Source organism: Pseudomonas sp. DWRC2-2 (assembly GCF_049897885.1).
Classification (GTDB): domain Bacteria; phylum Pseudomonadota; class Gammaproteobacteria; order Pseudomonadales; family Pseudomonadaceae; genus Aquipseudomonas; species Aquipseudomonas azotoformans_A.
In genome coordinates this window covers 300225-324220 of the sequence record NZ_JAFCXD010000001.1, presented here as the reverse complement: position 1 = coordinate 324220, position 23996 = coordinate 300225, and the positions used below count along the sequence as shown (strand labels likewise).

At 62.9% G+C, this 23996-nt stretch carries 25 protein-coding genes; 19 read left to right on the top strand and 6 right to left on the bottom strand.

What is annotated here, in order from left to right; genetic code table 11:
* The first annotated feature begins 141 nt into the window (after positions 1–141).
* The 10 genes from ACP7EW_RS01750 to ACP7EW_RS01705 are packed head-to-tail and all read left to right on the top strand — an operon-like array spanning position 142 to position 10256.
* The gene (locus ACP7EW_RS01750; RefSeq protein ID WP_426214875.1) at positions 142–1338 is read left to right on the top strand and encodes an SfnB family sulfur acquisition oxidoreductase; all 1197 of its coding nucleotides are present in this window, start codon (positions 142–144) and stop codon (positions 1336–1338) included.
* 9 nt (positions 1339–1347) lie between these two features.
* On the top strand, positions 1348–1674 hold the full coding sequence (locus tag ACP7EW_RS01745) for an acyl-CoA dehydrogenase (RefSeq protein WP_177110635.1): 327 nt from the start codon (positions 1348–1350) through the stop codon (positions 1672–1674).
* On the top strand, positions 1674–3053 hold the full coding sequence (locus tag ACP7EW_RS01740; RefSeq protein WP_426214873.1) for an LLM class flavin-dependent oxidoreductase: 1380 nt from the start codon (positions 1674–1676) through the stop codon (positions 3051–3053). The genes ACP7EW_RS01745 and ACP7EW_RS01740 overlap by 1 nt, the downstream gene beginning before the upstream one ends.
* A gap of 58 nt (positions 3054–3111) precedes the next feature.
* Positions 3112–4014 (top strand): AMP-binding protein, encoded by a 903-nt coding sequence (locus tag ACP7EW_RS01735; protein ID WP_426214871.1) that lies wholly within the window; start codon positions 3112–3114, stop codon positions 4012–4014.
* A complete protein-coding gene (locus ACP7EW_RS01730; protein WP_033901330.1) occupies positions 4011–4781 on the top strand; it encodes an ABC transporter ATP-binding protein in 771 nt (256 codons plus the stop codon). The genes ACP7EW_RS01735 and ACP7EW_RS01730 overlap by 4 nt, the downstream gene beginning before the upstream one ends.
* A complete protein-coding gene (locus ACP7EW_RS01725) occupies positions 4781–5662 on the top strand; it encodes a branched-chain amino acid ABC transporter permease (RefSeq protein ID WP_339549582.1) in 882 nt (293 codons plus the stop codon). The genes ACP7EW_RS01730 and ACP7EW_RS01725 overlap by 1 nt, the downstream gene beginning before the upstream one ends.
* A gap of 4 nt (positions 5663–5666) precedes the next feature.
* Positions 5667–6716, top strand: a complete 1050-nt coding sequence (locus tag ACP7EW_RS01720) for a branched-chain amino acid ABC transporter permease (RefSeq protein WP_033901332.1) — start codon at positions 5667–5669, stop codon at positions 6714–6716.
* Between the two features lie 21 nt (positions 6717–6737).
* Positions 6738–8078, top strand: coding sequence for an ABC transporter substrate-binding protein (locus tag ACP7EW_RS01715; protein ID WP_426214868.1), 1341 nt, complete (start codon positions 6738–6740; stop codon positions 8076–8078).
* A gap of 3 nt (positions 8079–8081) precedes the next feature.
* Entirely contained in the window at positions 8082–8849 is a 768-nt protein-coding gene (locus ACP7EW_RS01710; RefSeq protein ID WP_426214866.1) for an ABC transporter ATP-binding protein, read from the top strand.
* Positions 8850–8861: 12 nt separating this feature from the next.
* Positions 8862–10256: an FAD/NAD(P)-binding protein gene (locus ACP7EW_RS01705; protein ID WP_426214864.1), complete on the top strand. Its 1395-nt coding sequence runs from the start codon at positions 8862–8864 to the stop codon at positions 10254–10256.
* A gap of 15 nt (positions 10257–10271) precedes the next feature.
* On the opposite strand, the gene ACP7EW_RS01700 is transcribed toward ACP7EW_RS01705, so the two are convergent.
* From ACP7EW_RS01700 to ACP7EW_RS01685, 4 genes are read right to left on the bottom strand one after another with little or no spacing between them, the layout of a single operon-like run.
* Positions 10272–11516, bottom strand: coding sequence for an efflux RND transporter periplasmic adaptor subunit (locus tag ACP7EW_RS01700; protein ID WP_426214861.1), 1245 nt, complete (start codon positions 11514–11516; stop codon positions 10272–10274).
* Complete coding sequence (locus ACP7EW_RS01695; protein ID WP_426214859.1) at positions 11506–12984, bottom strand: TolC family protein; 1479 nt, start codon at positions 12982–12984, stop codon at positions 11506–11508. Before ACP7EW_RS01695 ends, ACP7EW_RS01700 begins: the two co-directional genes overlap by 11 nt.
* Positions 12977–14194: an ABC transporter permease gene (locus tag ACP7EW_RS01690; RefSeq protein ID WP_426214857.1), complete on the bottom strand. Its 1218-nt coding sequence runs from the start codon at positions 14192–14194 to the stop codon at positions 12977–12979. The genes ACP7EW_RS01695 and ACP7EW_RS01690 overlap by 8 nt, the downstream gene beginning before the upstream one ends.
* Positions 14191–14895 carry an ABC transporter ATP-binding protein gene (locus ACP7EW_RS01685; RefSeq protein ID WP_426214855.1) on the bottom strand — a complete coding sequence of 235 codons (705 nt, stop codon included), beginning with the start codon at positions 14893–14895 and terminating at the stop codon, positions 14191–14193. The genes ACP7EW_RS01690 and ACP7EW_RS01685 overlap by 4 nt, the downstream gene beginning before the upstream one ends.
* Positions 14896–15255: 360 nt before the next feature.
* Here ACP7EW_RS01685 and ACP7EW_RS01680 point away from each other — a divergent pair, with 360 nt between their 5' ends.
* Positions 15256–16014, top strand: coding sequence for a TetR/AcrR family transcriptional regulator (locus ACP7EW_RS01680; RefSeq protein WP_177110645.1), 759 nt, complete (start codon positions 15256–15258; stop codon positions 16012–16014).
* Positions 16015–16194: 180 nt separating this feature from the next.
* Here ACP7EW_RS01680 and ACP7EW_RS01675 read toward each other — a convergent pair whose 3' ends face one another.
* Together ACP7EW_RS01675 and ACP7EW_RS01670 are read right to left on the bottom strand one after the other, a co-directional pair.
* Positions 16195–17253, bottom strand: a complete 1059-nt coding sequence (locus tag ACP7EW_RS01675) for an FUSC family protein (RefSeq protein WP_426216359.1) — start codon at positions 17251–17253, stop codon at positions 16195–16197.
* Positions 17254–17276: 23 nt separating this feature from the next.
* Complete coding sequence (locus tag ACP7EW_RS01670; RefSeq protein WP_426214853.1) at positions 17277–18893, bottom strand: NADP-dependent glyceraldehyde-3-phosphate dehydrogenase; 1617 nt, start codon at positions 18891–18893, stop codon at positions 17277–17279.
* Positions 18894–19031: 138 nt separating this feature from the next.
* Between ACP7EW_RS01670 and ACP7EW_RS01665 the strand changes: the two genes are divergently transcribed.
* The 8 genes from ACP7EW_RS01665 (at position 19032) to ACP7EW_RS01630 (ending at position 23933) form a co-directional block, all read left to right on the top strand.
* Complete coding sequence (locus ACP7EW_RS01665; RefSeq protein ID WP_426214851.1) at positions 19032–19907, top strand: Dyp-type peroxidase; 876 nt, start codon at positions 19032–19034, stop codon at positions 19905–19907.
* 200 nt (positions 19908–20107) lie between these two features.
* Complete coding sequence (locus ACP7EW_RS01660) at positions 20108–20380, top strand: BufA1 family periplasmic bufferin-type metallophore (RefSeq protein ID WP_010209548.1); 273 nt, start codon at positions 20108–20110, stop codon at positions 20378–20380.
* Complete coding sequence (locus tag ACP7EW_RS01655; RefSeq protein ID WP_033901356.1) at positions 20377–20784, top strand: DoxX family protein; 408 nt, start codon at positions 20377–20379, stop codon at positions 20782–20784. Before ACP7EW_RS01660 ends, ACP7EW_RS01655 begins: the two co-directional genes overlap by 4 nt.
* An 18-nt stretch (positions 20785–20802) precedes the next feature.
* The gene (locus ACP7EW_RS01650; RefSeq protein WP_426214848.1) at positions 20803–21564 is read left to right on the top strand and encodes an alpha/beta fold hydrolase; all 762 of its coding nucleotides are present in this window, start codon (positions 20803–20805) and stop codon (positions 21562–21564) included.
* A gap of 26 nt (positions 21565–21590) precedes the next feature.
* Entirely contained in the window at positions 21591–21863 is a 273-nt protein-coding gene (locus ACP7EW_RS01645) for a hypothetical protein (protein ID WP_016979675.1), read from the top strand.
* A 54-nt stretch (positions 21864–21917) separates the two neighbouring features.
* A complete protein-coding gene (locus tag ACP7EW_RS01640) occupies positions 21918–22742 on the top strand; it encodes a DUF692 domain-containing protein (RefSeq protein WP_426214846.1) in 825 nt (274 codons plus the stop codon).
* Positions 22739–23488: a putative DNA-binding domain-containing protein gene (locus tag ACP7EW_RS01635; RefSeq protein ID WP_426214844.1), complete on the top strand. Its 750-nt coding sequence runs from the start codon at positions 22739–22741 to the stop codon at positions 23486–23488. The genes ACP7EW_RS01640 and ACP7EW_RS01635 overlap by 4 nt, the downstream gene beginning before the upstream one ends.
* The gene (locus tag ACP7EW_RS01630; protein ID WP_426214842.1) at positions 23481–23933 is read left to right on the top strand and encodes an alpha/beta fold hydrolase; all 453 of its coding nucleotides are present in this window, start codon (positions 23481–23483) and stop codon (positions 23931–23933) included. Before ACP7EW_RS01635 ends, ACP7EW_RS01630 begins: the two co-directional genes overlap by 8 nt.
* Positions 23934–23996: the final 63 nt, after the last annotated feature.

Genomic DNA, 23996 nt, shown 5'->3' with positions numbered 1-23996 from the left:
AACAGCGGATGGACACTTTGCTGCTTTGAAACGCGCCCTGTTGCGCAGAATGACCAGCAAATCGCTGATTTTATTGGCGATTACATTCAGGCACGACTCCTGCAATCACTCCAGTATCCCCTCGGAGCCTGGAGTCGGCCCATGTCAGCCCACCCTCAACACCCTGCCCATATCATCCGCTCGGACGCGGAAGCCATCGAGGTCGCCACGCGCCTGGCTGCACGGTTCGCGGTCGACGCCAGCGCGCGCGACCGTGAGCGTCGCCTGCCGGTGGCCGAACTCGACGAATTCTCGGCCAGCGGCTTGTGGGGCATCACCATTCCCAAGGCTTATGGCGGTGCTGAGGTGTCGTATGTGACAGTGGCCGAGGTGATCAAACTGATCTCCGCCGCCGACCCCTCCCTGGGGCAGATTCCGCAGAACCACCTCGGTGTCGTCGACATTCTGCTGCAGACGGCCACGGAGGCACAAAAGCAGTACTACTTCGGCAAAGTCCTCCAGGGTTATCGCTTCGGCAACGCGTTCTCCGAAGCCAAGAGCAAGAATGCCGGCACATTCGACACGCAGATCCGTTTCCACGGCGACACCGCGCAAATCAACGGCGAGAAGTTCTACTGCACCGGCGCGTTGTTCGCCCACATCGTGCCCACCGTCGGCAATAACGAAAAAGACCAGGCGTTTATTGCCTTCATCGAACGCGATGCCCATGGCCTGAGTGTGATCGACAGCTGGGACGGCTTCGGCCAGCGCACCACCGCCAGCGGCGGCGTGACTCTCGACGGTGTGACCGTCCCCGTCTGCGCGGTGATCCCCGCTCACCGGGCCTTCGATCAACCCACTGCCAACGGCCCGATTTCACAGATCATCCAGGCAGCCGTCGACACCGGCATCGCCCTGGGCGCCCTTGAACAGGCCAAGATCTACGCACGCCAGGCGCGGCCGTGGATCGACAGCCAACAGGATCACGGCTGGCAGGACCCGTTCACCATCGCCGCCATCGGCGACCTGGAATGGCGCGTGCACGGCACCGAAGCCATCCTCGCCAAGGCCGGCCTGGCGGTGGACCGTGCCCTCGCCGAGCCAAGTGAAGACAGCGTGGCCCAGGCCTCCTTGGGGGTCGCCCAGGCCAAAGTGCTGTCGGCCGAAACCGCCTTGCTCGCCAGCAGCAAGCTCTTCGAACTGGCTGGCACCCGCTCGGTCACCGGCAAACACAACCTTGACCGCTTCTGGCGCAACGCACGCACCCACACCCTGCACGACCCGGCCCGCTGGAAATACCACCTGATCGGCAATTTCGTGCTCAACGGCGTGAAGCCCGCGCGCCACGCCTGGAACTGAGGATTAACCATGACCGCACTGAGCCTTGCGCGCCAACTGTTGGACAGCACCCGCCGCCATGTCCAGAAAAGCGATGACCCCTATGTGATCAGCCGCTTCGGCGATCTGCAGATCCGCGTTGACGTGGCCGCCGCCTTGCTGGAACGCGCTGAAACCCACCCAAGCCCGGTGGCCGCCACCGAAGCGCAGATCGCCGCCGCCGAAGCCTTGATTGCCGCGAGCAACGCCGAATTCGAACTGACCGGCCAACGCACCGCACTGCCGTCGACCCTCGACGACCCCCTGCGCTGGAAATACCAGGTTGTCGGCAACTACCATCTCAACGGAGTGCTTTGATGTCCCGTGAAATCCGCTTGAATGCCTTCGACATGAACTGTGTCGGCCACCAATCGCCCGGCCTGTGGGCGCACCCGCGTGACCGTTCGTGGCAGTACAAGGACCTGGAATACTGGACCGACCTCGCCAAGATCCTTGAACGCGGTAAGTTCGACGGCCTGTTCATCGCCGACGTGCTGGGCATTTACGACGTGTACAACGGCAACGGCGACGCGGCGATTCGCCAGGCGGCGCAGGTGCCAGTTAACGATCCGCTGTCGCTGATCGCGCCGATGGCCTTGGTCACCGAACACCTTGGTTTCGGCCTGACGGCTTCGTTGTCATTCGAACATCCGTATCCGTTCGCCCGTCGCCTCTCGACCCTGGATCACCTGACCAAGGGCCGCATTGGCTGGAATATCGTCACCTCCTACCTGGAAAGCGGCGCCAAGAACCTCGGCCAAAAAGCCCAGACCGAACACGATGCGCGCTACGACTACGCCGAGGAATACCTGGAGGTTTGCTACAAACTCTGGGAAGGCAGCTGGGAGGAGGGCGCCGTGTTGCGTGACCGCGAGCGCCGGATTTTCAGTGACCCGAGCAAGATCCACGAGATCCGCCATGTCGGCAAACACTTCCAGGTGCCCGGTATTCACCTGTGTGAACCCTCGCCGCAACGTACGCCGGTGCTGTACCAGGCCGGCGCGTCCAGCCGAGGTAAACAGTTCGCCGCCGAGCAGGCCGAGTGTGTGTTCGTCGCCGCACCGTCCAAGGTGCTGCTGAAAAAAACGGTTGCTGACATCCGCCTGCGTGCCGCCGAGGCGGGGCGTGATCCGAAGAAAATCCTGATCTTCAACCTGCAGACCGTGATCGTCGGTGAGACCGATGCCAAGGCCAAGGCCAAGTTCGACGAGTACAAATCCTACGTCAGCTATGAAGGCGCGATGGCGCTGATCTCCGGCTGGACCGGCATCGACTTCAGCCAGTTCAAACCTGACGAACCCCTCAAGCATGTGCACACCAACGCTATCCAATCGGCGGTGGAAGCCTTCTCCACTGCCGACCCGAACAAGGTCTGGACGCCCAACGAGCTGGCCGATTGGGTCGGCATCGGCGGCTTTGGCCCGCTGTTTGTCGGCGGCCCGGAAACCGTGGCGGACCTGTTGCAGGAGTGGGTCGAGGAAACCGATGTAGACGGCTTCAACCTGGCCTATGCGCTGACCCACGAAACCTTCATCGACGCCGTGGACCTGCTGGTGCCGGAGTTGCAGAAGCGCGGGGTGTACAAGACCGAATATGCCCAGGGCACGCTGCGCGAGAAGTTGTTGGGTGACGGTGCGCGGTTGGGCGCCAATCACCCCGGCGCCGGTTACCGCGACCTCAAGGCCAGCGCAATCTAACTGATCACCCCGCCAGCGGACCACCGCACGCACACAACCTGAATAGGAGAACCTCCCTATGAGCGTGCACGAACTCAAACGTCCGCTGGCCCCGGAATGGCCCGCCGAACTGCTCGGCAACCTGCCCAAGGCGCTGGAACAACTGCACCACTGGGCACAGATCACGCCGCTGCACACCGCCTTGCGCCACAAACGCCAGGGCCAGTGGCATGCGTGGCGCTGGATCGACACCTTGCGGGATGTAGAACGCCTGGCCGATGGCTTGCGCCAGCAGGGCTTTGACGAGCAATCGCGCTTGGCCCTCAGCGGGGCGTTCGAGCCGAACCTGTTGCTGTTGGCACTGGCGGCTCATTCCATCGGCGGGCAAGTCCTGACCCTGGCCGATGATTTGGAACCCGAAGCGCTGCAACAACATTTATGGCGCATCCATCCCACCCACTCTTACACCCAGGACCGCCAGCAAGTGCGGCATTGGCAATCGGCCAACCTGCTGGACTTCGCCCAATTGCTGGGTCCGGTTGACCCGGCACAGCACCTCGCCCGCTGGTGGCAACCCAGCGGCGAAACCGCATTGTGGAGCGAAGAGGGCACTCACTGGCAAGGCGGCCTGGCGGTCGTGCTGGAGCAATGGCTGAACAGCGGCCATGGCCTGGCTTTCCCGGAAAGCCCGGCCTCCGCCCGGCGTGATCGCAGTGAAGTGGCGCCCACCGGCCTGCTGTTGTCACCCGCACGCTTGCAGCACCTGGCCGACGAGATTGAAAGCCGCCTGGCACCCCAAGGCACCTGGCGCCGGCGCCTGTGCGACTGGGCCATCGCCCATCCACAAAGTGGCCTGCGCCGCCTGTTGAAAAACCGTGTGCGCAAGCTGCTCGGCTTCCAGCGCCTGGCCTATATCTGGCAACCCCTCAAATCCACCCCTTCGCCGGTGTGGCTGGCGGAATTCAAACGGGACATCGCATGAGCCAAGCCATTCTCCAGGTGCGGGATATTTCGCTGTCGTTCAAGGGGGTCAAGGCGATCAATGCCTTGTCCTTCGAGGTGGCACGCGGCGAGATCTGCGCGCTGATCGGCCCTAACGGTGCAGGCAAAAGTTCGTTGCTCAACGTACTCAATGGCGTGTATCGCTTCGATGCCGGCGAGATCGTCTTCGAAGACCAGCACTTCCACCGCATTGACCCGTTGGGCGCCGCGCGCCGGGGCATTGGTCGCACCTTCCAGAACAACGCGCTGTTCAAGAAGATGAGCGTACTCGACAACATCCTTACCGGCCTGTCGCGGCACCTGCGCAGCAGCTTTATCGAACAGGCCCTGGGCTTACCCCGCGCACGCCGGGAAGCCGAAGCGTTCCGCCTGCGTGCCCAGGGCATTCTCGAATTTCTTGAGTTGCAAGCTCAACGTGATGTGCTGGTGGGCAACCTCTCTTACGGCCTGCAAAAGCGCGTTGAGCTAGGCCGCGCCTTGATCGCCGGGCCCAGCCTGTTGCTGCTCGACGAACCCATGGCGGGCATGAACGCCGAGGAAAAACAGGAAATGGCGCGCTTCGTCGCCGACGTGAACCGCGACCTCGGCACCACCGTTGTATTGATCGAACACGACATGGGCGTGGTCATGGGGCTGTCCGACCACGTGGTGGTGCTCGATTACGGGCGCAAGGTCGGCGACGGCACGCCCGCCGAAGTACAGGCCAATCCCGAGGTGATCGCGGCTTACCTGGGAGTGGTGCACTGATGACGTTTTTCTTTGAAACCCTGCTCGGCGGCCTGCTCGCCGGCACCATGTATTCGCTGGTCGCCATCGGTTTCGTGCTGATCTACAAGGCCAGTGGCGTGTTCAATTTTGCCCAGGGCTCGATGCTGCTGTTTGCCGCGCTGACCTTCGTCAGCCTGCATGATCAGGGCGTGCCATTTGCCTTGGCGCTGCTCTTGACCGTGATCGTGATGATCGTCGGCGCCTTGCTGATAGAGCGCTTGGTGTTGCGGCCGCTGGTAAACCGTTCACAGATCACCTTGTTCATGGCCACCTTGGGCCTGTCGTTCATTATCGAAGGCCTGGCCCAGGGTCTGATGGGCTCGCAAGTGCGCGCACTCGACCTGGGCATCGATGACGTGCCGCTGTTCATCGGCCCGCTGATGCTCAGCCAGTTCGACCTGATCGCTGCTGCGGCGGCGGTGGTGCTGGTGACCGTGCTGGCGTTGCTGTTCAACAAGACCCGCATCGGCGTGTCGCTGCGTGCGGTGGCGGATGACACCACGGCGGCGCTGTCCATCGGCATCAACCTCAACCGTATCTGGCAGATCGTCTGGGCGGTGGCCGGGATTGTCGGGCTGGTGGCGGGGCTGCTGTGGGGCGCGCGCCAAGGGGTGCAGTTTTCGTTGTCGCTGGTGGTGCTCAAGGCCTTGCCGGTGTTGATTATTGGCGGCTTCACCTCGATTGGCGGGGCGATTGTCGGCGGGCTGATTGTCGGCGCGGCGGAGAATTTGGCCGAGGTGTATATCGGCCCCTTGATCGGCGGCGGCATCACGCCGTGGTTCGCCTACGTACTGGCCCTGGCCTTCCTGTATATCCGTCCCGCCGGCCTGTTCGGCGAGCGCGCCATCGAGCGAGTCTGAAACCATGTCGATTCCCGTTGCTCAAGACACCGCGCCATTGCTGCTGATCCAGCGGCGCATTCCCTGGGGGCTGATTGGCCTGTTGGCGCTGGCCTTTGTCGTGGTGCCGCTGTGGGGCAATGACTATTGGCTCAATGCGATCCTGATTCCTTTTTTAGTGCTGTCGTTGGCCGGGTTGGGCTTGAACCTGCTCACCGGCTACACCGGGCAAACCTCGGTGGGGGCCGCCGGTTTCATGGCCGTCGGCGCGTTTGCCACGTACGGTTTTTTGCTGCGCCTGCCGGAGCTGGGCCTACCGGTGGCGCTGCTCGGCGGCGGGATTATCAGCGCGCTGGTTGGCCTGTTGTTCGGCCTGCCCAGCTCGCGGATCAAGGGCTTCTACCTGATGGTCACCACCTTGGCCGCGCAGTTTTTCCTGGAGTGGCTGTTCGTCAAATTCCCCTGGTTCTACAACTATGGCTCGTCCGGGACCATCTCCGCGCCGAAGCTTGCGTTGTTCGGGCATGACCTCAACACGCCGCTGGGCCGTTACCTGCTGACGTTGGTCACGGTGCTGCTGCTGACCTGGACCGCGATCAACCTGGTGCGCAGCCAGGTCGGGCGCAACTGGATGGCGATCCGCGACATGGACACCGCCGCCGCCGTGGTCGGCATCCCAGTGGTGCGCTACAAGCGCCTGGCGTTTGCGGTGAGTTCGTTCTACCTCGGCATTGCCGGCGCGCTGTGGGCCTTTGCCTACCTGGGCACGGCCAGCGCCAGCAGCTTCGATATCAATCGTTCATTCCAGATCCTGTTCATCATCATTATCGGTGGCATGGGCAGCATCGCCGGCAACTTTGTCGGCGCGGCTTTCATCAGTTTGTTGCCGATTTTCCTCAGCCACGCCGGGCAGGCGCTGTTTGGCGGTTCGGTGGATGCGGGGCAGTTGCAGAACCTGCAGAAAATCATCTTTGGCGTGTTGATCATCGTGTTCCTGATCAAGGAACCCGAGGGCTTGATTCGCCTGTTGCACAACCTGCGTGACCGTGTGCGGCAGTGGCCGCTGCGTTTCTAACATTCCCTCAAGAGAATTCCCATGCGTGCATCCTTGAAACGTTCCCTGGCCGGCGCTGCATTTGCGCTGGCCGCCCTGGCCGGTGCTGTTCCCCAGGCGATGGCCTCGCCGGACCAGCAATTCATTCCCTTGGCCACCTACCGCGTCGGCGCCTATGCCTCCAGCGGTGTGCAGGTGTGGGCCGGGATGATCGACTACCTGCGCTACATCAACGAGGTCGAAGGCGGCATTAACGGCGTCAAGCTGGTGTGGCAGGAATGCGAGACCGAATGGACGGCGGAGAAGGGCATCGAGTGCTACGAGCGCTTCAAGAATGGCCTGGATGGCGCGCCGGTCGCGGTGTACCAGCCTAACGGCGCGCCGGCGGCGTATGCCCTGAGCGAGCGCGCGGAAGTGGACAAGATCCCGCTGATCACCCTCGGCTACGGCCGCACCGAAGCCACCGACGGCACGGTGTTCCCCTACAACTTCCCGGTGATGCTGACCTTCTACAGTGAGGCCTCGACCCTGGTGAACTACATCGCCCAGCGCGAAGGCGGTTTCGACAAACTCAAGGGCAAGAAGATCGCCACGGTCTATCACGATTCGGCCTATGGTCGCGAAACCCTCGGCCCGCTGAAGTTGCTGGCTGAAAAATACGGCTTTGAAAATATCCAGATTCCGGTCGCCGATCCGGGCAACGAGCAATCTGCGCAATGGCGCCAGGTGCGCCAGGCCAACCCGGACTGGGTGTTCCTGCGCACCTGGGGCGTATCGACCCCGGTCGCGGTGAAGACCGCCGCGCGCTTCGGCTTCCCGGTGGACCACATCATCGGCGATATCTGGGCCAGTTCCAGCGAAGACGTGTTACCCGCAGGTGCCGCCGCCAAGGGCTACCTGGCGCTCACGCCGTACCCGGCAGGTGCCGACTTCGAGATCCACAAGCGCCTCAAGCAATCCATCCTCGACAAGGGCCACAGCGACCTCAAGGACCTGAAGAACTTCGGCAGCGTCTACTACAACTCCGGCCTGGTGAACGCCGCGGTGGCGGTGGAAGCGATCCGCACCGGCCAGGCCAAGTTCGGCAAGCGCCCGCTGAATGGCGAAGAGGGCCGCTGGGGCCTGGAACACCTGAACATTGACGACGCCCGCTTGAAGGACATGGGCTACCTGGGCCTGATGCAGAACCTCAAGCTGTCGTGCCGCGACCACGAAGGTGGCGGCTCGGCGCGGGTGCAGCAGTGGGACGGCGCCAACTGGACGCTGATCAGCGATTGGATCGCCGCCGACCGCGCGTTGCTGCGTCCGTTGATCGATGAGAAGTCCGCCGCTTTCGCCAAGGAAAAAGGCCTGACACCGCGCACCTGCACCGGGGATGAATAAAGCATGAGCCAGCCCGCCGCTGAATCCGCCAGCCCGTCACTGTTGACGGTCAACGACATCGAAGTGATCTACGACGGCGCGATCCTCGCGGTGGCCGGGGTGTCGCTGAGCGTGCCCAAAGGCGCCATCGTCGCCTTGCTCGGTGCCAATGGCGCCGGCAAGAGCACCACCCTCAAGGCGATCTCGGGGTTGGTGCGTGCTGAGCGGGCCGAGGTCAGCCGGGGCGTGATCGAATACGCGGGCCTGGACCTGGCCGGTGTCGATCCCAGCCAACGTGTGCGCCAGGGCATGGTCCACGTGCTGGAAGGCCGTCATGTGTTCGGCCAACTCACGGTGGAAGACAACCTGCGCAGCGGCGGCTTCGTGCGGCGTTTGAGCCGTAGGGACATGGAGCAGGACCTGGAGCGCCTCTACACCTGGTTCCCAAGGCTCAAGACCAAGCGCCACACCCGCGCCGGGCTCACCTCGGGCGGCGAGCAGCAGATGGTCGCCATCGGCCGGGCGTTGATGACGCGTCCTACTTTGGTACTGCTCGACGAGCCGTCCATGGGTTTGGCGCCTATGATCGTGCAGGAGATTTTCGAGATCATCGCGCAGCTCAACCGTGAGCAGCAGGTGAGCTTCCTGATCGCCGAGCAGAACATCAATGTCGCACTGAACTATGCGTCCCACGGCTACGTATTGGATACTGGCCGCGTGGCCTTGAGTGGCAGCGCCGCTGAGCTGTTGGCGCGGGGCGACTTGCATGACATTTACCTGGGCAAACAGTAAGGGCGACTCTGCATGACTGAATCCATCCGCAACGCTGATGTACTGATCATCGGCGGCGGCCTGAGCGGCACGATGCTGGCCGTGCAACTGCTGCGCCTGCCGGGTCGGCGCCGGATCCTGGTGATTGAGCCGCGTGCCGAGCTCGGCCGGGGCGAGGCCTACAGCGCTGTCGAACTGGGCCACACCCTGAACGGCAATGCGGCGCGCATGAGTGTCGACCCGGACAATGTCGACGATCTGACTCAATGGCTCACCGAGTACATTGGCGCCGGCGGCTGGCCGGAGTCGCGTCAGCAGCCTGTGCCGATCAGCGAATTGTTCCCGCCGCGCGGGATTTTCGGTTTGTATGCCCAGCAACGCTTGGCTGAGGCGAAGGCGCGGTCTGCCTCCAGCGTCGAGCATGTGCGTGCCGAAGGGGTCGACCTGCAGGTGGACCAAGGTTCAGCGCTGCTCACCCTGGATGACGGCCAGCAATTGCGCGGCGGTGTTGCGGTGCTGGCCACCGGCATGTTCCCGGCGGCGCGCACACCGCAGACCGAGTCCAGCGGGTTGAACGCAGCGGCGGTGGATCCCTGGGATGTGCAAGCCATGACCGCGATTGACCCGCAAGCGCCGGTGCTGATCATCGGTTCCGGGCTGACCATGGTTGATGCGGTGGTGTCCCTGGAACAGGCCGGTCATCGCGGGCCCATTGAGGTTTTCTCGCGCCATGGCCTGTTGCCCCATGTGCGCCGGCAGCCGCCGAGCTGGGCGGATTTCCTTGGCGAAGATCACCGCCTGCGCAGCCCTCGGCAATTGCTGCGCGAGGTGCGTCGGCAATGCGCTCTGGCGCAAGCACAGGGCATCGATTGGCAGGCACCGCTGGACACGGTGCGTGCGCATATCGGCCGGCTGTGGAGCCAGGCCAGTGAGCGCGAAAAACGCCAGTTCGTGCGCCATGTGCGGCCGTGGTGGGAAAGCCATCACCATCGTTCGCCGCCGTTGAGTGCGCAGTTGGTGGCGCGCTTGCAGGATGAGGGACGGTTGCGGATTCGGGCGGCGTCGTTCAAAGGCCTGGAACCTTCGGTCGAGGGCGTGACCATTGGTGTGCGCTACCGGGGTGAGCAGGCGTTGCAGCAGGTTTGCGGCGCGGCGCTGATCAACTCCAGCGGTATCGAATACGACTGGCGCCGCGTGGCCCGGCCGTTGCCCCGGCAGTTGCTCAAGCGTGGGCTGATCCAGCCTGGGCCGTTGGCGTTGGGGATTGCGGCGGATGTTTCGGGGGCCGTGGTGGATGCCCAGGGGCAGGTCAGCCCGCGCTTGTTCGCCATGGGCCCGCCGTTGCGGGGGATGTGGTGGGAAAGCACGGCGGTGACGGATGTGGCGATTCAAGCGAAGGCCTTGGCAGCCAAGCTGACACAAATCTAACTGTGGGATCGCCATCTATTTCGAGGTCTTCACAAAGCCGGGTTTTAAACCGAACACCTCAACGCCTTGGGGCGTCGATTGCCCGGTCGTCACCTTCACCCGTTCCACCGGCTTATCCATCGCCTCGCGGTATTCCACCGTCATGTCCGGACCAATCGCCTGGCTTGGAATCACCATCGCCTGCGCGTTGTTGTAGGTCACGATGGTCAAGCGCGCACTCATGCCCAGTCGCACCCGTTGCAACTGCTGCGACGTAAGCTTGGGGATCGACAGGGTCACTGGAAATTGCGCACTGCCCTGGCCGTCACTGGCAATCGCCAAGCCGCTCACCACGCTCACCGAGCCGCTCAGTCGCTCGCCGTCAAACCCGTCCCCCAGTACTTCCACTGCCTGGCCTTGATGCAACTGGTTGATGTCCAGCTCCGAGACCTTGGCGACGATTTTTAGCCGTTCGATGTTCGCCAGGCCAAACAGCACCTGGCCCTGGCTAACCTTGCTGCCGGCCTGCACTGGAGCAGTGTTGTTGCCGCCAACCTGAGTCGAATTATTGCCCGGCGGCGGCACCACGATGCCGGAGAACGGCGCCTGGATTTCCTTGCCTTCAAGCAGTTTATGCAGGGCGTCGTATTTGACCGTGGCGTTGGTCAGTTCCATGTCGGCGATCTGGCGGTACTCGCCCTTGCCCTGATTGACGGCCTGTTGCAGTTCGCTGCGGGCGGAGGCGAGATCCAGCTGTTGCTGTTGGGTCTGTTGCCTGAGGTCGTCCAGTTCGTTGCGCGGGATGATGCCACGCTGGAACAGGTTTTCACTTTCAGTGAGTTTGCGCTGGGTATTGCCGGCGGTCATTTCGGCGGTGCGCAAGCTGCGGCGTGCGCGGCTGACGGTGGGGCCGTTGTCCCAGTCCTGCATTTCCTGCACGGTACGCCGGGCCTTGAGTTGGGCGGAGAGGGCGTCGCGCAGTTGCACTTCCAGGGTGGCCGGGTCCATGCGCAGCAGCACCTGGCCGGCCTCGACCCGCTGGCCTTGCTCCACCAGGTTGGCTTGCACGTTGCCGTCGAATGGTGCGGTGAGGGTGATGGTGGTGTCGGGCTCGATCTTGCCCACCAGGCCGATCTGGTGCACCAGCGCGTCGGGCTGGACGGCTTGCCACTGCTCGGGAGTGCTGGCCGGATCGGAGGCTGGGCTGCGCAAGGCCAGGCCCGCGCCGCCCAGCAACAGGATAAGTACAGCACCCAGCAGGCGTTTCTGATTAGTAGTCATTGAGGGCGATTTCCCAACTTTCCAGCGTCATGCCCAGGGTCAAGTCGAGCTGGGTCTGGGCGTTCAAATAAGCGATCAGCGCATTGAGCCTTGCGTTTTCGGCGTTGCGCAGGTCGGTTTCGAAACTCAGCACCTGGAAGTTGGTGGAGCGTCCGGCGCTGAGTTTTTCCCGTTCGATCTCGATCTTGCGCCGCGACAGCTCGACGGCGCGCTGGGAGATTTCATATTGGCGCCAACGCGTGCCGAGGTCGCGCACCACATTGTTGACGTTGCGCTCCAACTCCTGGCGCGCGTCGACGATACGGATCTCCTGGTCCTCCACGTTCACCCGCGCGCGCACTTCGGCCTGGCGCGTGCTGATGTCGCCGATAGGGATTTGCACCTGTACCCCGGCGTAGCTATCCCAGGTTCGGTTGTTGGAGCGGCCGGCGTCGTTATCGGTGTTGGCGCGTATCTGGTTGGCACCGGCCACCAGGTCCACCTGCCAGCGCCCGGAATCCTTGGCGATCACCAGGTTGAGGTCGGCCTGTTGACTGCCGAGTAACGCGGCAAGGTATTCCGGCTGCTGGGTCTGCGCGAGGTTGAAGGCCTGGCGCTTGTCGATCTGCATGGGCTGGGCCTCCAGGGCCTCGGTGGCGCGAACCGGCGTGGACAGGTCCAGTGCCAGCAGACGCAGCAGGGCCAGGCGACTGGTGTCCAGCTGGTTCTGCGCTTCTTCCACACCGAGTTGCTGGGTGGCGATGTCGGCTTCGGTCTGCACGATTTCGAACTCGGCCATGCGCCCGGCATTGATCAGCGCCTTGTTCACTTCCAGCAAGGTGCCGGAGCGCTTGAGGGCGTCCTGCACGATGCTCAGTTGCTCTTGGGCGCGCAGCAGTTCGCGGTAGGTGGCGATGATCTGGCTGATGGTCTGCGCCACGGTGGCCTTGAGGTTCAGGCGGTTGGCCTGTTCCGACAGGCGCGACAGGCGCAGCGGCGCGGTGGTGGCGTCCCAGCCGGCGCCGCGCAGCAGCGGCTGGATGACCGCCAGGTCGAGGCCGTCGCTGCGGTAACGGCCGGCGCGGTCAGCGGTGTTCAGTTGCTGGGTCCAGGCCATGCTCAGGCGCGTGCCGTACTCGCCGAGCAGACTGGTGGCCGGTGCCACATTGGCATTGCGCGCGTTGTCGGCGGAGCCACGGCTACTGCGGTAATAACTGTTGAGGGTGAGCTTGGGGTTGAACACATCTTCGGCCACCCGCAGGTCGAACTTCTGCGCCACCCGTTGCAGGTACGCGCTGCGGATCGCCGGGTTGTTGCGCAGGCCCAGGTACACTGCGTCGCCTAGGGTCAGGCTGGTGACCTGGGCATTCAACGAGACGCTGCGGTCATAGCCGCTGCGGGTGGTACTGGGTGCCGATGGCTTGATCACCACGTCGGCGGCCATGCCGGGCAGGCTGGCGAATGCGAGCAGCCAGAGCCATTTATTCATCGCGCAGGGCCTCCACCGGCTGCAAGCGTGAGGCCGAGACCGCCGGGTAAATGCCGAAGAACAATCCCACCAGCAATGTGCTGCCCACGCCCAGCGGCAACGCGGTCGCCGCCAGGGCAAACGCCCAGCCCGACAGCCAGGCGTACAACCAGGCGGCGGTCATGCCCAGCACCGCGCCGCAGAGGGCGCCGACGGCAGTGAGGGTCACGGCTTCGAGCAGGAACAGGTTGCGGATATCCCGCTGGCGCGCACCGAGGGCCATGCGGATGCCAATCTCGCGGCGGCGCTCCGAGACGTTCATCAGCATCACGTTCATCACTCCCACGCCACCGCCCACGAGGGAGATCGCGCCCAGGGCCAGCAGCAGGTAAGCGAAGGTGCGGCTTTGCCGGGTCATGCCGTCGATCATTTGCTGAGGCACCTGGATGTCCACATCGTGGTCGGGAAGTTGGGGTTTCAACGCGGCGGCCGCGTCCTGGGCGATACGTTCCATGTCCTGGCCGGGAGCGGCGCGGATGATCACGTTGCCAATCTGCGGGGTTGCAAAGAGGCGGCGCATGCCTTCGGCGGGAATGAACAGCGATTCGTTGGCCTGCACCGGCATCAGCATCGCCCGTGGTTGGTTGCGCAGGATGCCGACGATCAGGAACAGGTAATCGTTGATGCGCACGCGATCGCCCAATTGCAGGGGATCGCCCGGCGCACTCAGTGACTGGGCCACTTGGTCACCGATCACGCCGTAGGTTTCGTTGGCATCGTAGTTCGAGAGGAAACGTCCCTGTTGCACCGCCAGGCGCATTGCATCCTTGACGTGCGGGGTGCTCCCGACAACGTTGGCGTTGACGGTACGACCGTGGAATACGACGGGGCCACTGAACAACGTGAGGGCGCCGATATGGTCGATGCCCGCTACTGTCTGGCGCAAGGCGTCCAGGTCCAGGCGCGCGGGCATGGGTATCGTGCTGGCGCCCTTGGGGGGGAACTGCGCGATCAGGGTGTCGGTGCCCATGTCCTTGAAAATCATCGCGGCATCTACCGCTGCGTTATTGCCGATATTGATCAATGCCACCACCGACGAGCTGCCGATCACGATACCCAGCAGGGCCAGGATCGAGCGCTTGCCCAAGGTGCGCAGGCTGACGAAGGCTTCATGCAGCAGTTGGCTGAGGCTTTGTTCGACCCGCAGGCTGCTCCTTACCCGCTCCTTCATGGGCGCCCGGCCTCTTGCACCACGCCATTGCGCACCAGGATCTTGCGGTCCAGGCGCTCGGCAATGTGTGGGTCGTGGGTGACGATGATCAGGGTGACCTGTTGCTCGCGGTTCAGCGCCAGCAGCAGGTCCATGATGTCTTGGGCGGTGGTGCTGTCGAGGTTGCCGGTGGGCTCGTCGGCCAGGATCACCGAGGGCTTGCCCACCAGCGCCCGGGCAATGGCCACGCGTTGGCGCTGGCCGCCGGACAGGTCGGCGGGGCGATGGTGAGCGCGGTTGGCCAGGCCGACCTGTTCGAGCATGCGCAGGGCTTGTTCCACCGATTCATGGCGCGACACGCCGCGGTAACTCAACGGCAGGGCGACATTGTCCAGGGCGCTGAGGCGTGGCAACAGGTTGAAGCTCTGGAACACAAAACCGATCTGCTGGTTGCGGATCGCCGCCAGTTCATCGGGCGTGGCGTTGAAGATATCGTGGCCGGCAAAGTGGTATTGGCCGCAGTTGGGCAGGTCCAGCAGGCCGAGGATATTGAGCAGGGTACTTTTGCCGGAGCCGGAGGCCCCGAGGATGCCGCAGCTGTCACCGCGGGCGATGGACAGGCACACATCATTGAGAATGGACAGATGCTGCCCGGCCAACTGATAGCGTTTGCCGATGCCTTGCAGGGAGATCAAGCCTGGGTGCGCGGGAGTATCTGTCATGAATACGCCTTCAGTCTCGACGCCGTCGTTATCGTCCCCGGTAAAGCCTTGTAACAAGTTAGGGGTCGCCTCAGGGTGCGCCATGGACCGGTTTTTGTTTCTTGTTTTTAAAATATTGTTTGAATACTAACCGCCTTCCAGCCGCTTCGCCAGCCGTCGATGTAGAGCGGTTTCAGCTTGGGAAAAGGCCTACTCAAAGGGGTCGGGAGGTTGGGGAAAACCCGCATGCCTGCCGCCGATGGGCCCGTCGGCCAAGGCTTTCGATCATATGGCGGTGTGTCACTACTTGCTTTCGAACGAGGGCCCCGGTATAAAAAATCAAATTATTTTTTTAAACAATATTTCCTACGTGGAACTTCTATGGTCGCGAAGAAAGTCAGCGCTCCAAACATCACCAAGACTCGATTGCTGGATGCGACAGAGGCTCTCTTCATCAAGTATGGCTACGACGCCGTTCTGCTTCGGCAGATTACCGAGCGTGCCCAGGTAAACCTGGCGGCGGTGAACTACCACTTCGGGGACAAGGATTCCCTGATGCAAACCTTGCTCAAGCAGCGCCTGGAGCCGCTCAACGAACAGCGCCTGGAATTGCTCGCGCGCTGCGAGGCGCAGGCCGACGGCCCGCTGGACTGCGACACCCTGCTCGGTGTGCTGTTTGCCCCGGCCATGGGCCTGGAGCGCAGCGATCCGGCCAGCGCCAGTGGGGAAGGGCGTTCGTTCATCCGTTTCTTGGGGCGGGTGTACAGCGACACGTCGCCGTTTATCCAGGAATACCTCAAGGTGCATTACCAGCCGGTGTTCCAGCGGTTCTTCGAAGCCTTTGCCCTGGCCCTGCCGGATCTGCCGCGTAATGAACTGGGGGTGCGCCTGCAATTTGCGCTCAAGGCGATTTCCGGGGTGATGGCCGGTACCGAACTGCGCCTGCTGATGAACTCCATGAGCCTGGGCCGTCCGGCCACGGATGCCGAGGTAATGGCCAAGTTGATCACGTTGGTCTCGGCAGCGATTCGTGTGCCGCAGCAAAGCCCGGAGGCGGAACATGCCTTGGCCAAGGTGCTGGATACCCAGCGGGAGATTCGCGAGCAGTCCGCCGCGCCAGCGAGCAAGGCCGCGCGTTGACTCAAATCCCAGGCAAAAAAAAGCCCGCTGGGGCGGCGGGCTTGATATGCAACATTTGTAACGGATGAGGCTTCACACTACGTTCCGGGATGTGAATAAAACGTGAAAACTTTGTAAGGCAAAGTGTGAAATGTTTGAAAACTGTAGACGCGTGGGAATCTCGCTTTTTGCCCAGCGGATTCAGATTTTCCAGCGCCCCGCACTCTTGGCCAACCGCTGGCGCATCGCATCCACGTTCTGCGCCAGTTGCAGCGTCAGCAGCCGATAACCATCCAGCGCGCTGTACACGGGCGAATCAAGGGCAGGCTCAACACCCGGATGGCTCTGCCGCTCCAAGCGCTCCGTCACCCCCGACTTCAACGCCCGCGCCATCCCCACCAGTTGCACACGGATCTGCCGATGCTCGGCCTTCAACATTACCTGCATGCGCGCCATCGCTTGTTCATCGCGGGGGGCGGGCCGGGTGTTGCCGAGAATTTCCAAGGTGCTGATGCACATGCGCAGATGCCGCTGGATCGCGTCCAGTTCGGTCATGGAGATGCGCACTTCCTTGGACACCGACGGCATCAGTGAACGCAACTGCAACATCGCCGCATTCAGGCGGTTGAGCAGCTTGAGGTGTTCGTCACTGGTGACGGACTCGCCGTTGATGATCCGGCTATAGATCTCGGCACAATCGCGCAACGCGCTGGCCAGGTTGTAGCGCCAGGAGTACACGGCGTACAGCGGCAGGGCAAAGGAAAAGGCCAGGGCCAGGGCGATACCGATCAGGATGTCGACCGTGCGCCACAACCCATCCGATAGCGGGTTGTCACCGTGGCCGGCGACGATAAATACGGTGATCGCCGACAACAGCGCGGTGTACCCACCCTTGCCGATGGCGTGATAGGAAAAGAACCCGCACACCACCGACATCAACAGGTAAGTCAGCAATGGCTGGCCGACATAGGCTTCCTGAACCACCAGCAGCAAGCCGACACTGGCGCCGATCAAGGTGCCGTAGGCGCGCTCCACGGCTTTCTTGCCGATATTGCCGTGGTGCTGCAACCCGCCGATCACCACCAGCATGGTCACCGACGCCCACTCACCGTGGGGCAGGTTGATGCCGGTGGTCAGCAGGATCGTCGCCAGCAAGCCGATGGACACGCGCACGGCGTGGATCAGCTTGGCATGGCGATAGCGGCGGTACGGGTCGAGCAGGGGGCGCAACAGGCGCCGGGCAAACACAGGCAGATGCAGGTTAATCAACGACGAATCGTCCTCTAGAAAATGTAATCGGTGGTCAGGAAGCTCGAATCGCGGTTACGCAGGATGTCGCTGACCAGTGCCTTGTTGCTCTCCTGGAACTTGGTCGCCACCAAGGTGCGAATCGAGAACACGCGCAAGGCGTCATGCACCGACAGCGTGCCCTCGGCCGAGTTCTTGCGCCCGTTGAACGGGAACGTGTCTGGGCCACGTTGGCACTGGGCGTTGATGTTGATGCGGCCGACCTGGTTGGCAAAAGTGTCCACCAGGCGCCCGACTTGCACGGCGTTGGTGCCGAAAATGCTCAACTGCTGGCCGAAATCCGAGCCCAGCACGTAGTCGATCACGGTCTCCAGGTCGCGGTAAGGCACGATGGGCACCACCGGGCCGAACTGCTCTTCGTGGTACACGCGCATCTGCGGGTTCACCGGGTACAGCACCGCCGGGTAGAAGAACGATCCGCGGCTCTCGGCACCGTGCGCATTCACCACCTTGGCACCGTGTTGCGCGGCGTCATCCACCAAGCCGTTGAGGTAATCCACCTTGCCCACTTCGGGCAATGGCGTCAGCGCCACGCCGTCTTCCCACGGCATGCCGGGTTTGAGCGTGGCCAGCTTCTGGTTGAATTTCTCGATGAAACGATCGACCACGTCTTCATGCACAAAGAGGATTTTCAACGCGGTGCAGCGCTGGCCATTGAACGACAAGGAACCGGTGACCGCTTCGCTGACGGCATTGTCCAGGTCCACTTCGGGCAACACGATGCCGGGGTTTTTCGCGTCCAGGCCCAGTGCTGCGCGCAGGCGATGCGGCTTGGGGTGCAGTTTCTTCAAGTCACTGGCGGCCTTGTTGGTGCCGATAAACGCAAAGATATCGATCTTGCCGCTGGCCATCAACGCGCTGACGGTTTCGCGGCCACTGCCGTAGATCACGTTGATCACCCCGGCCGGGAAGCTGTCGCGGAACGCTTCCAGCAAAGGGCGGATCAGCAGCACGCCCAGCTTGGCCGGCTTGAACACCACGGTGTTACCCATGATCAACGCCGGGATCAGCGTGGTGAAGGTCTCGTTCAGCGGATAGTTATAGGGCCCCATGCACAGGGCCACGCCCAGCGGCACGCGGCGGATCTGGCCGAGGGTGTCCTGTTCCAACTCGAAGCGGCTGGAGCGACGGTCGAGTTCCTTGAGGGCATTGATGGTGTCGGTGATGTAGTCGCAGGTGCGGTCGAACTCTTTCTGCGAGTCCTTGAGGTTCTTGCCGATCTCCCACATCAGCAGTTTGACGACTGCATCGCGCTGTTCACGCATGCGGCGCAGGAAGGTTTCGACGTGCTGGATACGTTCGGCCACGCGCATCGTCGGCCATTCACCCTGGCCTCGGTCATAGGCTCGAACGGCGGCATCCAGGGCGGTGAGGGCGGTCTCGGCGTCCAGCAGCGGCGTGCTGCCGATATGCACACGTTCGTCGCCAAACTGCACCGGGCTCTGCACTTTGGCCAAAGGGCCGTTCCACACCTGCAACTGGCCATCGACCAGGTAATCACGCTGTTCAATGGGCGCCCCTAGCTGGAATGGCTCGGGAATCTCGGCGGCGGAGGCGGGAAACAGCTGGGCGAGCAGGTTGCTGGTGGTCATGTCGCTACCCCTGGAATAGTTGCAAAACATGACTAGAGAGTCACCCAACAACAGGCTCTATGGCAAGGCTTGCGCGCTTTCTTGTACGCAGTCATGCGCCTGGCGGTTAAACTGCGCGGCTTTTCAGAAGGAGTTCACATGAGTCAGTACCAGCCGGGCATTCTTGCCGCACCGGTGCCGTTGCAGGCACGCCATCTGTTTTTTGCCGTGGATTCATTAGCAGCCGTGCCCGCTGCGTTGGACGCGCTGGTGCAGTTGACCGATTCGGCGGCGGTGGTCGGTTTTGGCGAGCTGCTGGTGAATGCCTTGGGCGCCCGGATTGAAGGCCTGCGCACATTCCCCACGGTCAGCGGGCCGGGCGCGCACAACCCGTCAACCCAACAGGCGTTGTGGGTATGGCTGCACGGCGTGGATCGCGGGGAATTGCTGTTGCGCAGCCGCGCCTTCGAAAAGGCCCTGGCCCCGGCGTTCCGCCTGGTGCAGATGACCGAAGGCTTCCGCTACAAGACCGGTTTCGACCTCACCGACTACGAAGACGGCACCGAGAACCCCCACGACGACGCAGCCGTTGAAGCGGCCCTGACCGACAGCGGCGCCAGCTTTGCCGCGATCCAGCAGTGGCAGCACGATCTCGACGGCTTCGCCGCCTTGCCTGCGCAAGAGCGCGACCACATCATCGGTCGCCGCCATGGCGACAACGAAGAACTCGACGACGCCCCCGAGTCCGCCCACACCAAACGCACCGCCCAGGAAAGCTTCACCCCGGAAGCCTTCGTAGTGCGCCGCTCGATGCCATGGGCCGAGAACGGCCAGGCCGGGTTGATGTTTCTCGCGTTCGGCCATTCCTTCGACGCGTTCGAAGCTCAACTGCGCCGCATGAGCGGGCTGGAAGATGGGATTGTCGATGGCCTGTACCGCATCAGCACACCATTGACCGGCGGGTATTACTGGTGCCCGCCGACCCAGGACGGGCGTCTAGACCTGGGTGCACTGTTCGCCACTCCACACACCTGAAATCAACGATGTTGACCTTCCCGTGACTGTGTATCGCACTGTATCCGCACCCCCTCCTGATACACCCGCATGACGTTCTATCGCGTTCGCGACACAGACCGGATACACGCCTGGCTTTAACTCTGTACACCAGCTGGCGCAGGCGGTCACCGACCCCGAGGCGCCCTGGCCACACTCAGTCAAGCCAGGAGACTCACCCCATGAAGCGTCCTTACGCAGCCCTTGCGGCAACCCTCGCCCTGTCCCTCAGCGCCTTCGCGGCCGTGGCCCATGCCGATGAACCCAAGCCCCAGGAAAAATGCTTCGGCGTGGCCCTGGCCGGCGCCAACGATTGCGCCGCAGGCGCTGGCACTTCGTGCGCCGCCACCTCCACCACCGACTACCAGGGCAACGCCTGGGTGCTGGTGGACAAAGGCACCTGCACCCAGATCAAGACCCCTAAAGGCTTCGGCAGCCTGACGGAGCAGCCGTGATCCAGCGCCTGCTCCCCGAAGCCCTGCTGTTGCTGGTGGCGCGGGTGGCGATTGCGGCGGTGTTCTTCCTGTCGGGGCGTACCAAGGTCACGGGGTTTCTTGAGCTCAAGCCGTCGACCTACACGCTGTTTCGTTCGGAATATGCCTTGCCGCTGATTCCGCCGGATTGGGCTGCGCACCTGGCGACTTATGCCGAGCACCTGTTCCCGCTGTTGCTGGTGCTGGGCCTGCTGACCCGTCCGGCCGCCGCCGCGCTGCTGGGCATGACCCTGGTGATCGAGGTGTTTGTGTACCCCGCCGCCTGGCCGGTGCACCTGACCTGGGCGGGCTTGTTGTTGCCGCTGCTGGCGTACGGCGGTGGGGCCTGGTCGTTGGACCGCCTGATCTTGGGCAAACGTTCTTAACTTTGATGGAGATTTCCAATGCGTATGCTTTCTTCACTGGCCATTGCCATGGCCCTGACTGTCCCGATGCTGGCCCAGGCGGCCGATGCCCCGCAGCCTGGCACCGGTAAAAGCGTGGTGATCGTGCCCGGTTCGTTTGTCGACGGTTCCGGCTGGCGGGTGGTGCACGACATCCTGATTCACAAGGGCTACAAGGTCACCGTGGTGCACCAGGGCCACGAGAGCCTGGCCGCCGATGTGGCCGAGGCCCGCGAAGTACTGGAGCAGCAAGTCGGCCCGGTGGTGCTGGTGGGGCATAGCTCCGGTGGCGGTGTGATCTCGATTGCCGGCGACCGCGACAAGGTCAAGTCGCTGGTCTACGTGTCGGCGTTGCAGCCGGAAGTGGGCGAGAACATGGCCCAGTTGATCGGCTCGATGCCGGCGCCCAGCGATGACATCAAGGCCAGCCGCGACGGTCATCTGTTCTTCGACCGCACCAAATTCAACGCCGACTTTGCGGCCGACCTGACCACCAACCGCACCGACTTCATGGCCGCCTCCCAAGTACCGGCGACCGCTGCCTTGTTCGGCGGCACCGTGTGGGCTGCGGCCTGGCATAAAAAACCGACCTACGCCGTGGTCTCCACCGAAGACCGTGCCCTGAGCCCGGACCTGCAACGCTGGATGTACAAGCGCGCCGGTTCCAAGGTCACCGAAATCAAAGCCAGCCACTCGGTGTACATCTCCCAGCCTGAGGCTGTGGCGAAGGTCATCGAAGACGCTGCGTCCGTTATCAAGTAATTCACCCCAACCCCGGAGAAACACCCATGAACACTGCACTCAAATCCCGTCTGAGCCTCGCTGCCGCTGCTGCCCTGATCGCCATGGCGTCGGCTTCGTTTGCCACGGCCGCCAGCGCTGCTGATCAGCAGGAAAAACCCGGCCGCTGCTACGGCGTCAACACCTGCAAAGGCACCAGCCTGTGCGCCACCGCCAAGAACGACTGCAAAGGCCTCAACAGCTGCAAAGGCGAAGGCGTGATCGTCAAGACCCCGTCCGAGTGCCTCAAGGCCGGCGGCACCCTGACCGAACCGAAGTAATCCACCCGGCGGGCCCCTCGTGGGCTCGCCACTTATTCTTTGCGGAGATCCGCCATGTCGACATCCAACCCGCACTTTTCAGGCTACGGCCTTGGGCTGCGCAAGGAGCATTACTGCGACTTCCTGGAGACCTCGGTGCCCGTGGATTTCGTCGAGGTGATCTCCGAAAACTTCATGGTCGCGGGCGGCCAGCCCCGGCACATTTTACGTCAGGTGCGCGAACGCTACCCGGTGGCGCTGCACGGTGTGTCCATGTCCATCGGCACCGCCGAAGGGCTGGACGGGGATTACTTGAAGCGCCTCAAGTCGCTGGTGGACGAAGTTAAACCGCTGTTTGTGTCCGACCACTTGAGCTGGTCGCGCAGCGGGGGATTCAATTCCCATGACTTGCTGCCAGTGCCATACACCGAGGAGGCACTGGACCGGGTCTGCGCCAACATCCAGCAAGCCCAGGACGTGCTGGGCCGCACGATGTTGTTCGAGAACCCGTCGAGTTACCTGGCGTTCGAAGGCGCCTCCATGACCGAGTGGGAATTTATCGCGGCCATGGCCCAGCGCACCGGCTGTGAACTGCTGCTGGACGTCAACAATGTGTTCGTCAGCGCCTGCAACCACGGTTTCGACGCCCAGGCGTTTCTCAAGGGTATTCCCGCCGAACGTGTGCGCCAGGTGCACCTGGCTGGCCACAGTCAAGGCCGTGACATGTTGATCGACAGCCATGACAGCCCGGTGTGCACCGGCGTCTGGGAGCTGTACGCCCAGGCCATGACCCGGCTGGGGCCGGTGGCGACCATGATCGAGCGCGACGATGAAATCCCGCCGCTTGCCGAGCTGCTCCAGGAATTGGCCATGGCCCGCACGTTGGGAGCGCGACGATGAACCTGGCACAGCTACAACAGACCTTTCGCAACTGGTTGGTAAGTGCGTCGGATGAATCCGCGCAGGCGCTGGGCAATCATCACGCCGGCCTGGCGGTGTACCAGAACAACTACCGTGCGCAGTTGGTGGGCTGCCTGGAACAGGCGTTTCCCAACTTGCGCCGGTGGGTCGGGGAGGAAGCCTTCCTGGCCGCAAGCATCACCCATATCGACCGTCATCCGCCTCACGCCTGGACGCTGGACGCGTACCCGGAGGGCTTCTACGCCACCTTGAAGGCGGTGTTCCCGCGCAACCCGGATGTGCATGAACTGGCCTGGATCGAGTCGGCCCTGAATGAAGCCTTTGTCGCCGCCGATGCACAGCCGTTGGCCCTGGAGGTCCTGGCCGAACTGGATTGGGACACAGCCGTGTTGCAGTTGACGCCGTCGTTGCGCTGCCACGCCCTGACCACCAATGCCGAGGCCATCTGGTCAGCGCTGTGGCAGGAAGCGACCGCGCCGGAAGCGGTGATGCTGGAACAGGCGGGTGGCTTGCTGGTGTGGCGACGCCAATTCACGTCGCGTTTGCGCCAGGTGGATGCGCTGGAACTACTGGCCGTGCAACAGCTACAGGCCGACGGCAGTTTCGCCGGGCTGTGTGAGTTCCTGGTGCAGCGCCTGGGGGAAGAAGCGGGTGTGATGCAGGCAGGGGAATACCTGGCCGGTTGGCTGGGCAGTGAATTAATAATGGGAGTCCGTCATGTTTGATCGTCGTGGTTTTTTGCTGTTGGCAGCGGTGGTGATGGCCGCACCGGCATTGGCCGTGCAGCAGGTGAGCACCGATGACGGCGAGATCCGTTATGAAACCTTCGGGCCGGAGGAGGGCCGGGCGATCATCTTGCTGGCGGCGGATGTGAGCGCTTTTGCCACGGTCAGCGGGCCGTTGGCGGCCCAAGGTTTCCGGGTGATCGTCCCCGACCTGCGCGGGCAGGATGAGGCGGCGCAAGGCCAGGATGTGCTGGAACTGATGAACGCGCTGCATATCCCCGAGGCGGTGTTGGCGGGTGTGGAGGCGGGTGGGCGCGTGGCCGTGCGTGCCGCGGCATTGAAACCGAGCCGCTGTGTGGGCCTGGTCAGCTTGAACAGCGCACCTCAGGCCGGTTTCGCCGAGGCGGTGGAGGTGATGGCCAAGACCGGGCACTGGCGAACATGAAAATACTGACAGCCAGCCAATCCAGCACTGAAAAAATTCGCCGCAGCCCTTAATCTAAACGCC

What these genes read in the sequence shown, in the direction of transcription:
- ACP7EW_RS01750 (WP_426214875.1), top strand. Translation starts at nt 142, where the DNA reads ATGTCAGCCCACCCTCAACACCCTGCCCATATCATCCGCTCGGACGCG.
- ACP7EW_RS01745 (WP_177110635.1), top strand. Translation starts at nt 1,348, where the DNA reads ATGACCGCACTGAGCCTTGCGCGCCAACTGTTGGACAGCACCCGCCGC.
- ACP7EW_RS01740 (WP_426214873.1), top strand. Translation starts at nt 1,674, where the DNA reads ATGTCCCGTGAAATCCGCTTGAATGCCTTCGACATGAACTGTGTCGGC.
- ACP7EW_RS01735 (WP_426214871.1), top strand. Translation starts at nt 3,112, where the DNA reads ATGAGCGTGCACGAACTCAAACGTCCGCTGGCCCCGGAATGGCCCGCC.
- ACP7EW_RS01730 (WP_033901330.1), top strand. Translation starts at nt 4,011, where the DNA reads ATGAGCCAAGCCATTCTCCAGGTGCGGGATATTTCGCTGTCGTTCAAG.
- ACP7EW_RS01725 (WP_339549582.1), top strand. Translation starts at nt 4,781, where the DNA reads ATGACGTTTTTCTTTGAAACCCTGCTCGGCGGCCTGCTCGCCGGCACC.
- ACP7EW_RS01720 (WP_033901332.1), top strand. Translation starts at nt 5,667, where the DNA reads ATGTCGATTCCCGTTGCTCAAGACACCGCGCCATTGCTGCTGATCCAG.
- ACP7EW_RS01715 (WP_426214868.1), top strand. Translation starts at nt 6,738, where the DNA reads ATGCGTGCATCCTTGAAACGTTCCCTGGCCGGCGCTGCATTTGCGCTG.
- ACP7EW_RS01710 (WP_426214866.1), top strand. Translation starts at nt 8,082, where the DNA reads ATGAGCCAGCCCGCCGCTGAATCCGCCAGCCCGTCACTGTTGACGGTC.
- ACP7EW_RS01705 (WP_426214864.1), top strand. Translation starts at nt 8,862, where the DNA reads ATGACTGAATCCATCCGCAACGCTGATGTACTGATCATCGGCGGCGGC.
- ACP7EW_RS01700 (WP_426214861.1), bottom strand. Translation starts at nt 11,516, where the DNA reads ATGACTACTAATCAGAAACGCCTGCTGGGTGCTGTACTTATCCTGTTG.
- ACP7EW_RS01695 (WP_426214859.1), bottom strand. Translation starts at nt 12,984, where the DNA reads ATGAATAAATGGCTCTGGCTGCTCGCATTCGCCAGCCTGCCCGGCATG.
- ACP7EW_RS01690 (WP_426214857.1), bottom strand. Translation starts at nt 14,194, where the DNA reads ATGAAGGAGCGGGTAAGGAGCAGCCTGCGGGTCGAACAAAGCCTCAGC.
- ACP7EW_RS01685 (WP_426214855.1), bottom strand. Translation starts at nt 14,895, where the DNA reads ATGACAGATACTCCCGCGCACCCAGGCTTGATCTCCCTGCAAGGCATC.
- ACP7EW_RS01680 (WP_177110645.1), top strand. Translation starts at nt 15,256, where the DNA reads ATGGTCGCGAAGAAAGTCAGCGCTCCAAACATCACCAAGACTCGATTG.
- ACP7EW_RS01670 (WP_426214853.1), bottom strand. Translation starts at nt 18,893, where the DNA reads ATGACCACCAGCAACCTGCTCGCCCAGCTGTTTCCCGCCTCCGCCGCC.
- ACP7EW_RS01665 (WP_426214851.1), top strand. Translation starts at nt 19,032, where the DNA reads ATGAGTCAGTACCAGCCGGGCATTCTTGCCGCACCGGTGCCGTTGCAG.
- ACP7EW_RS01660 (WP_010209548.1), top strand. Translation starts at nt 20,108, where the DNA reads ATGAAGCGTCCTTACGCAGCCCTTGCGGCAACCCTCGCCCTGTCCCTC.
- ACP7EW_RS01650 (WP_426214848.1), top strand. Translation starts at nt 20,803, where the DNA reads ATGCGTATGCTTTCTTCACTGGCCATTGCCATGGCCCTGACTGTCCCG.
- ACP7EW_RS01645 (WP_016979675.1), top strand. Translation starts at nt 21,591, where the DNA reads ATGAACACTGCACTCAAATCCCGTCTGAGCCTCGCTGCCGCTGCTGCC.
- ACP7EW_RS01640 (WP_426214846.1), top strand. Translation starts at nt 21,918, where the DNA reads ATGTCGACATCCAACCCGCACTTTTCAGGCTACGGCCTTGGGCTGCGC.
- ACP7EW_RS01635 (WP_426214844.1), top strand. Translation starts at nt 22,739, where the DNA reads ATGAACCTGGCACAGCTACAACAGACCTTTCGCAACTGGTTGGTAAGT.
- ACP7EW_RS01630 (WP_426214842.1), top strand. Translation starts at nt 23,481, where the DNA reads ATGTTTGATCGTCGTGGTTTTTTGCTGTTGGCAGCGGTGGTGATGGCC.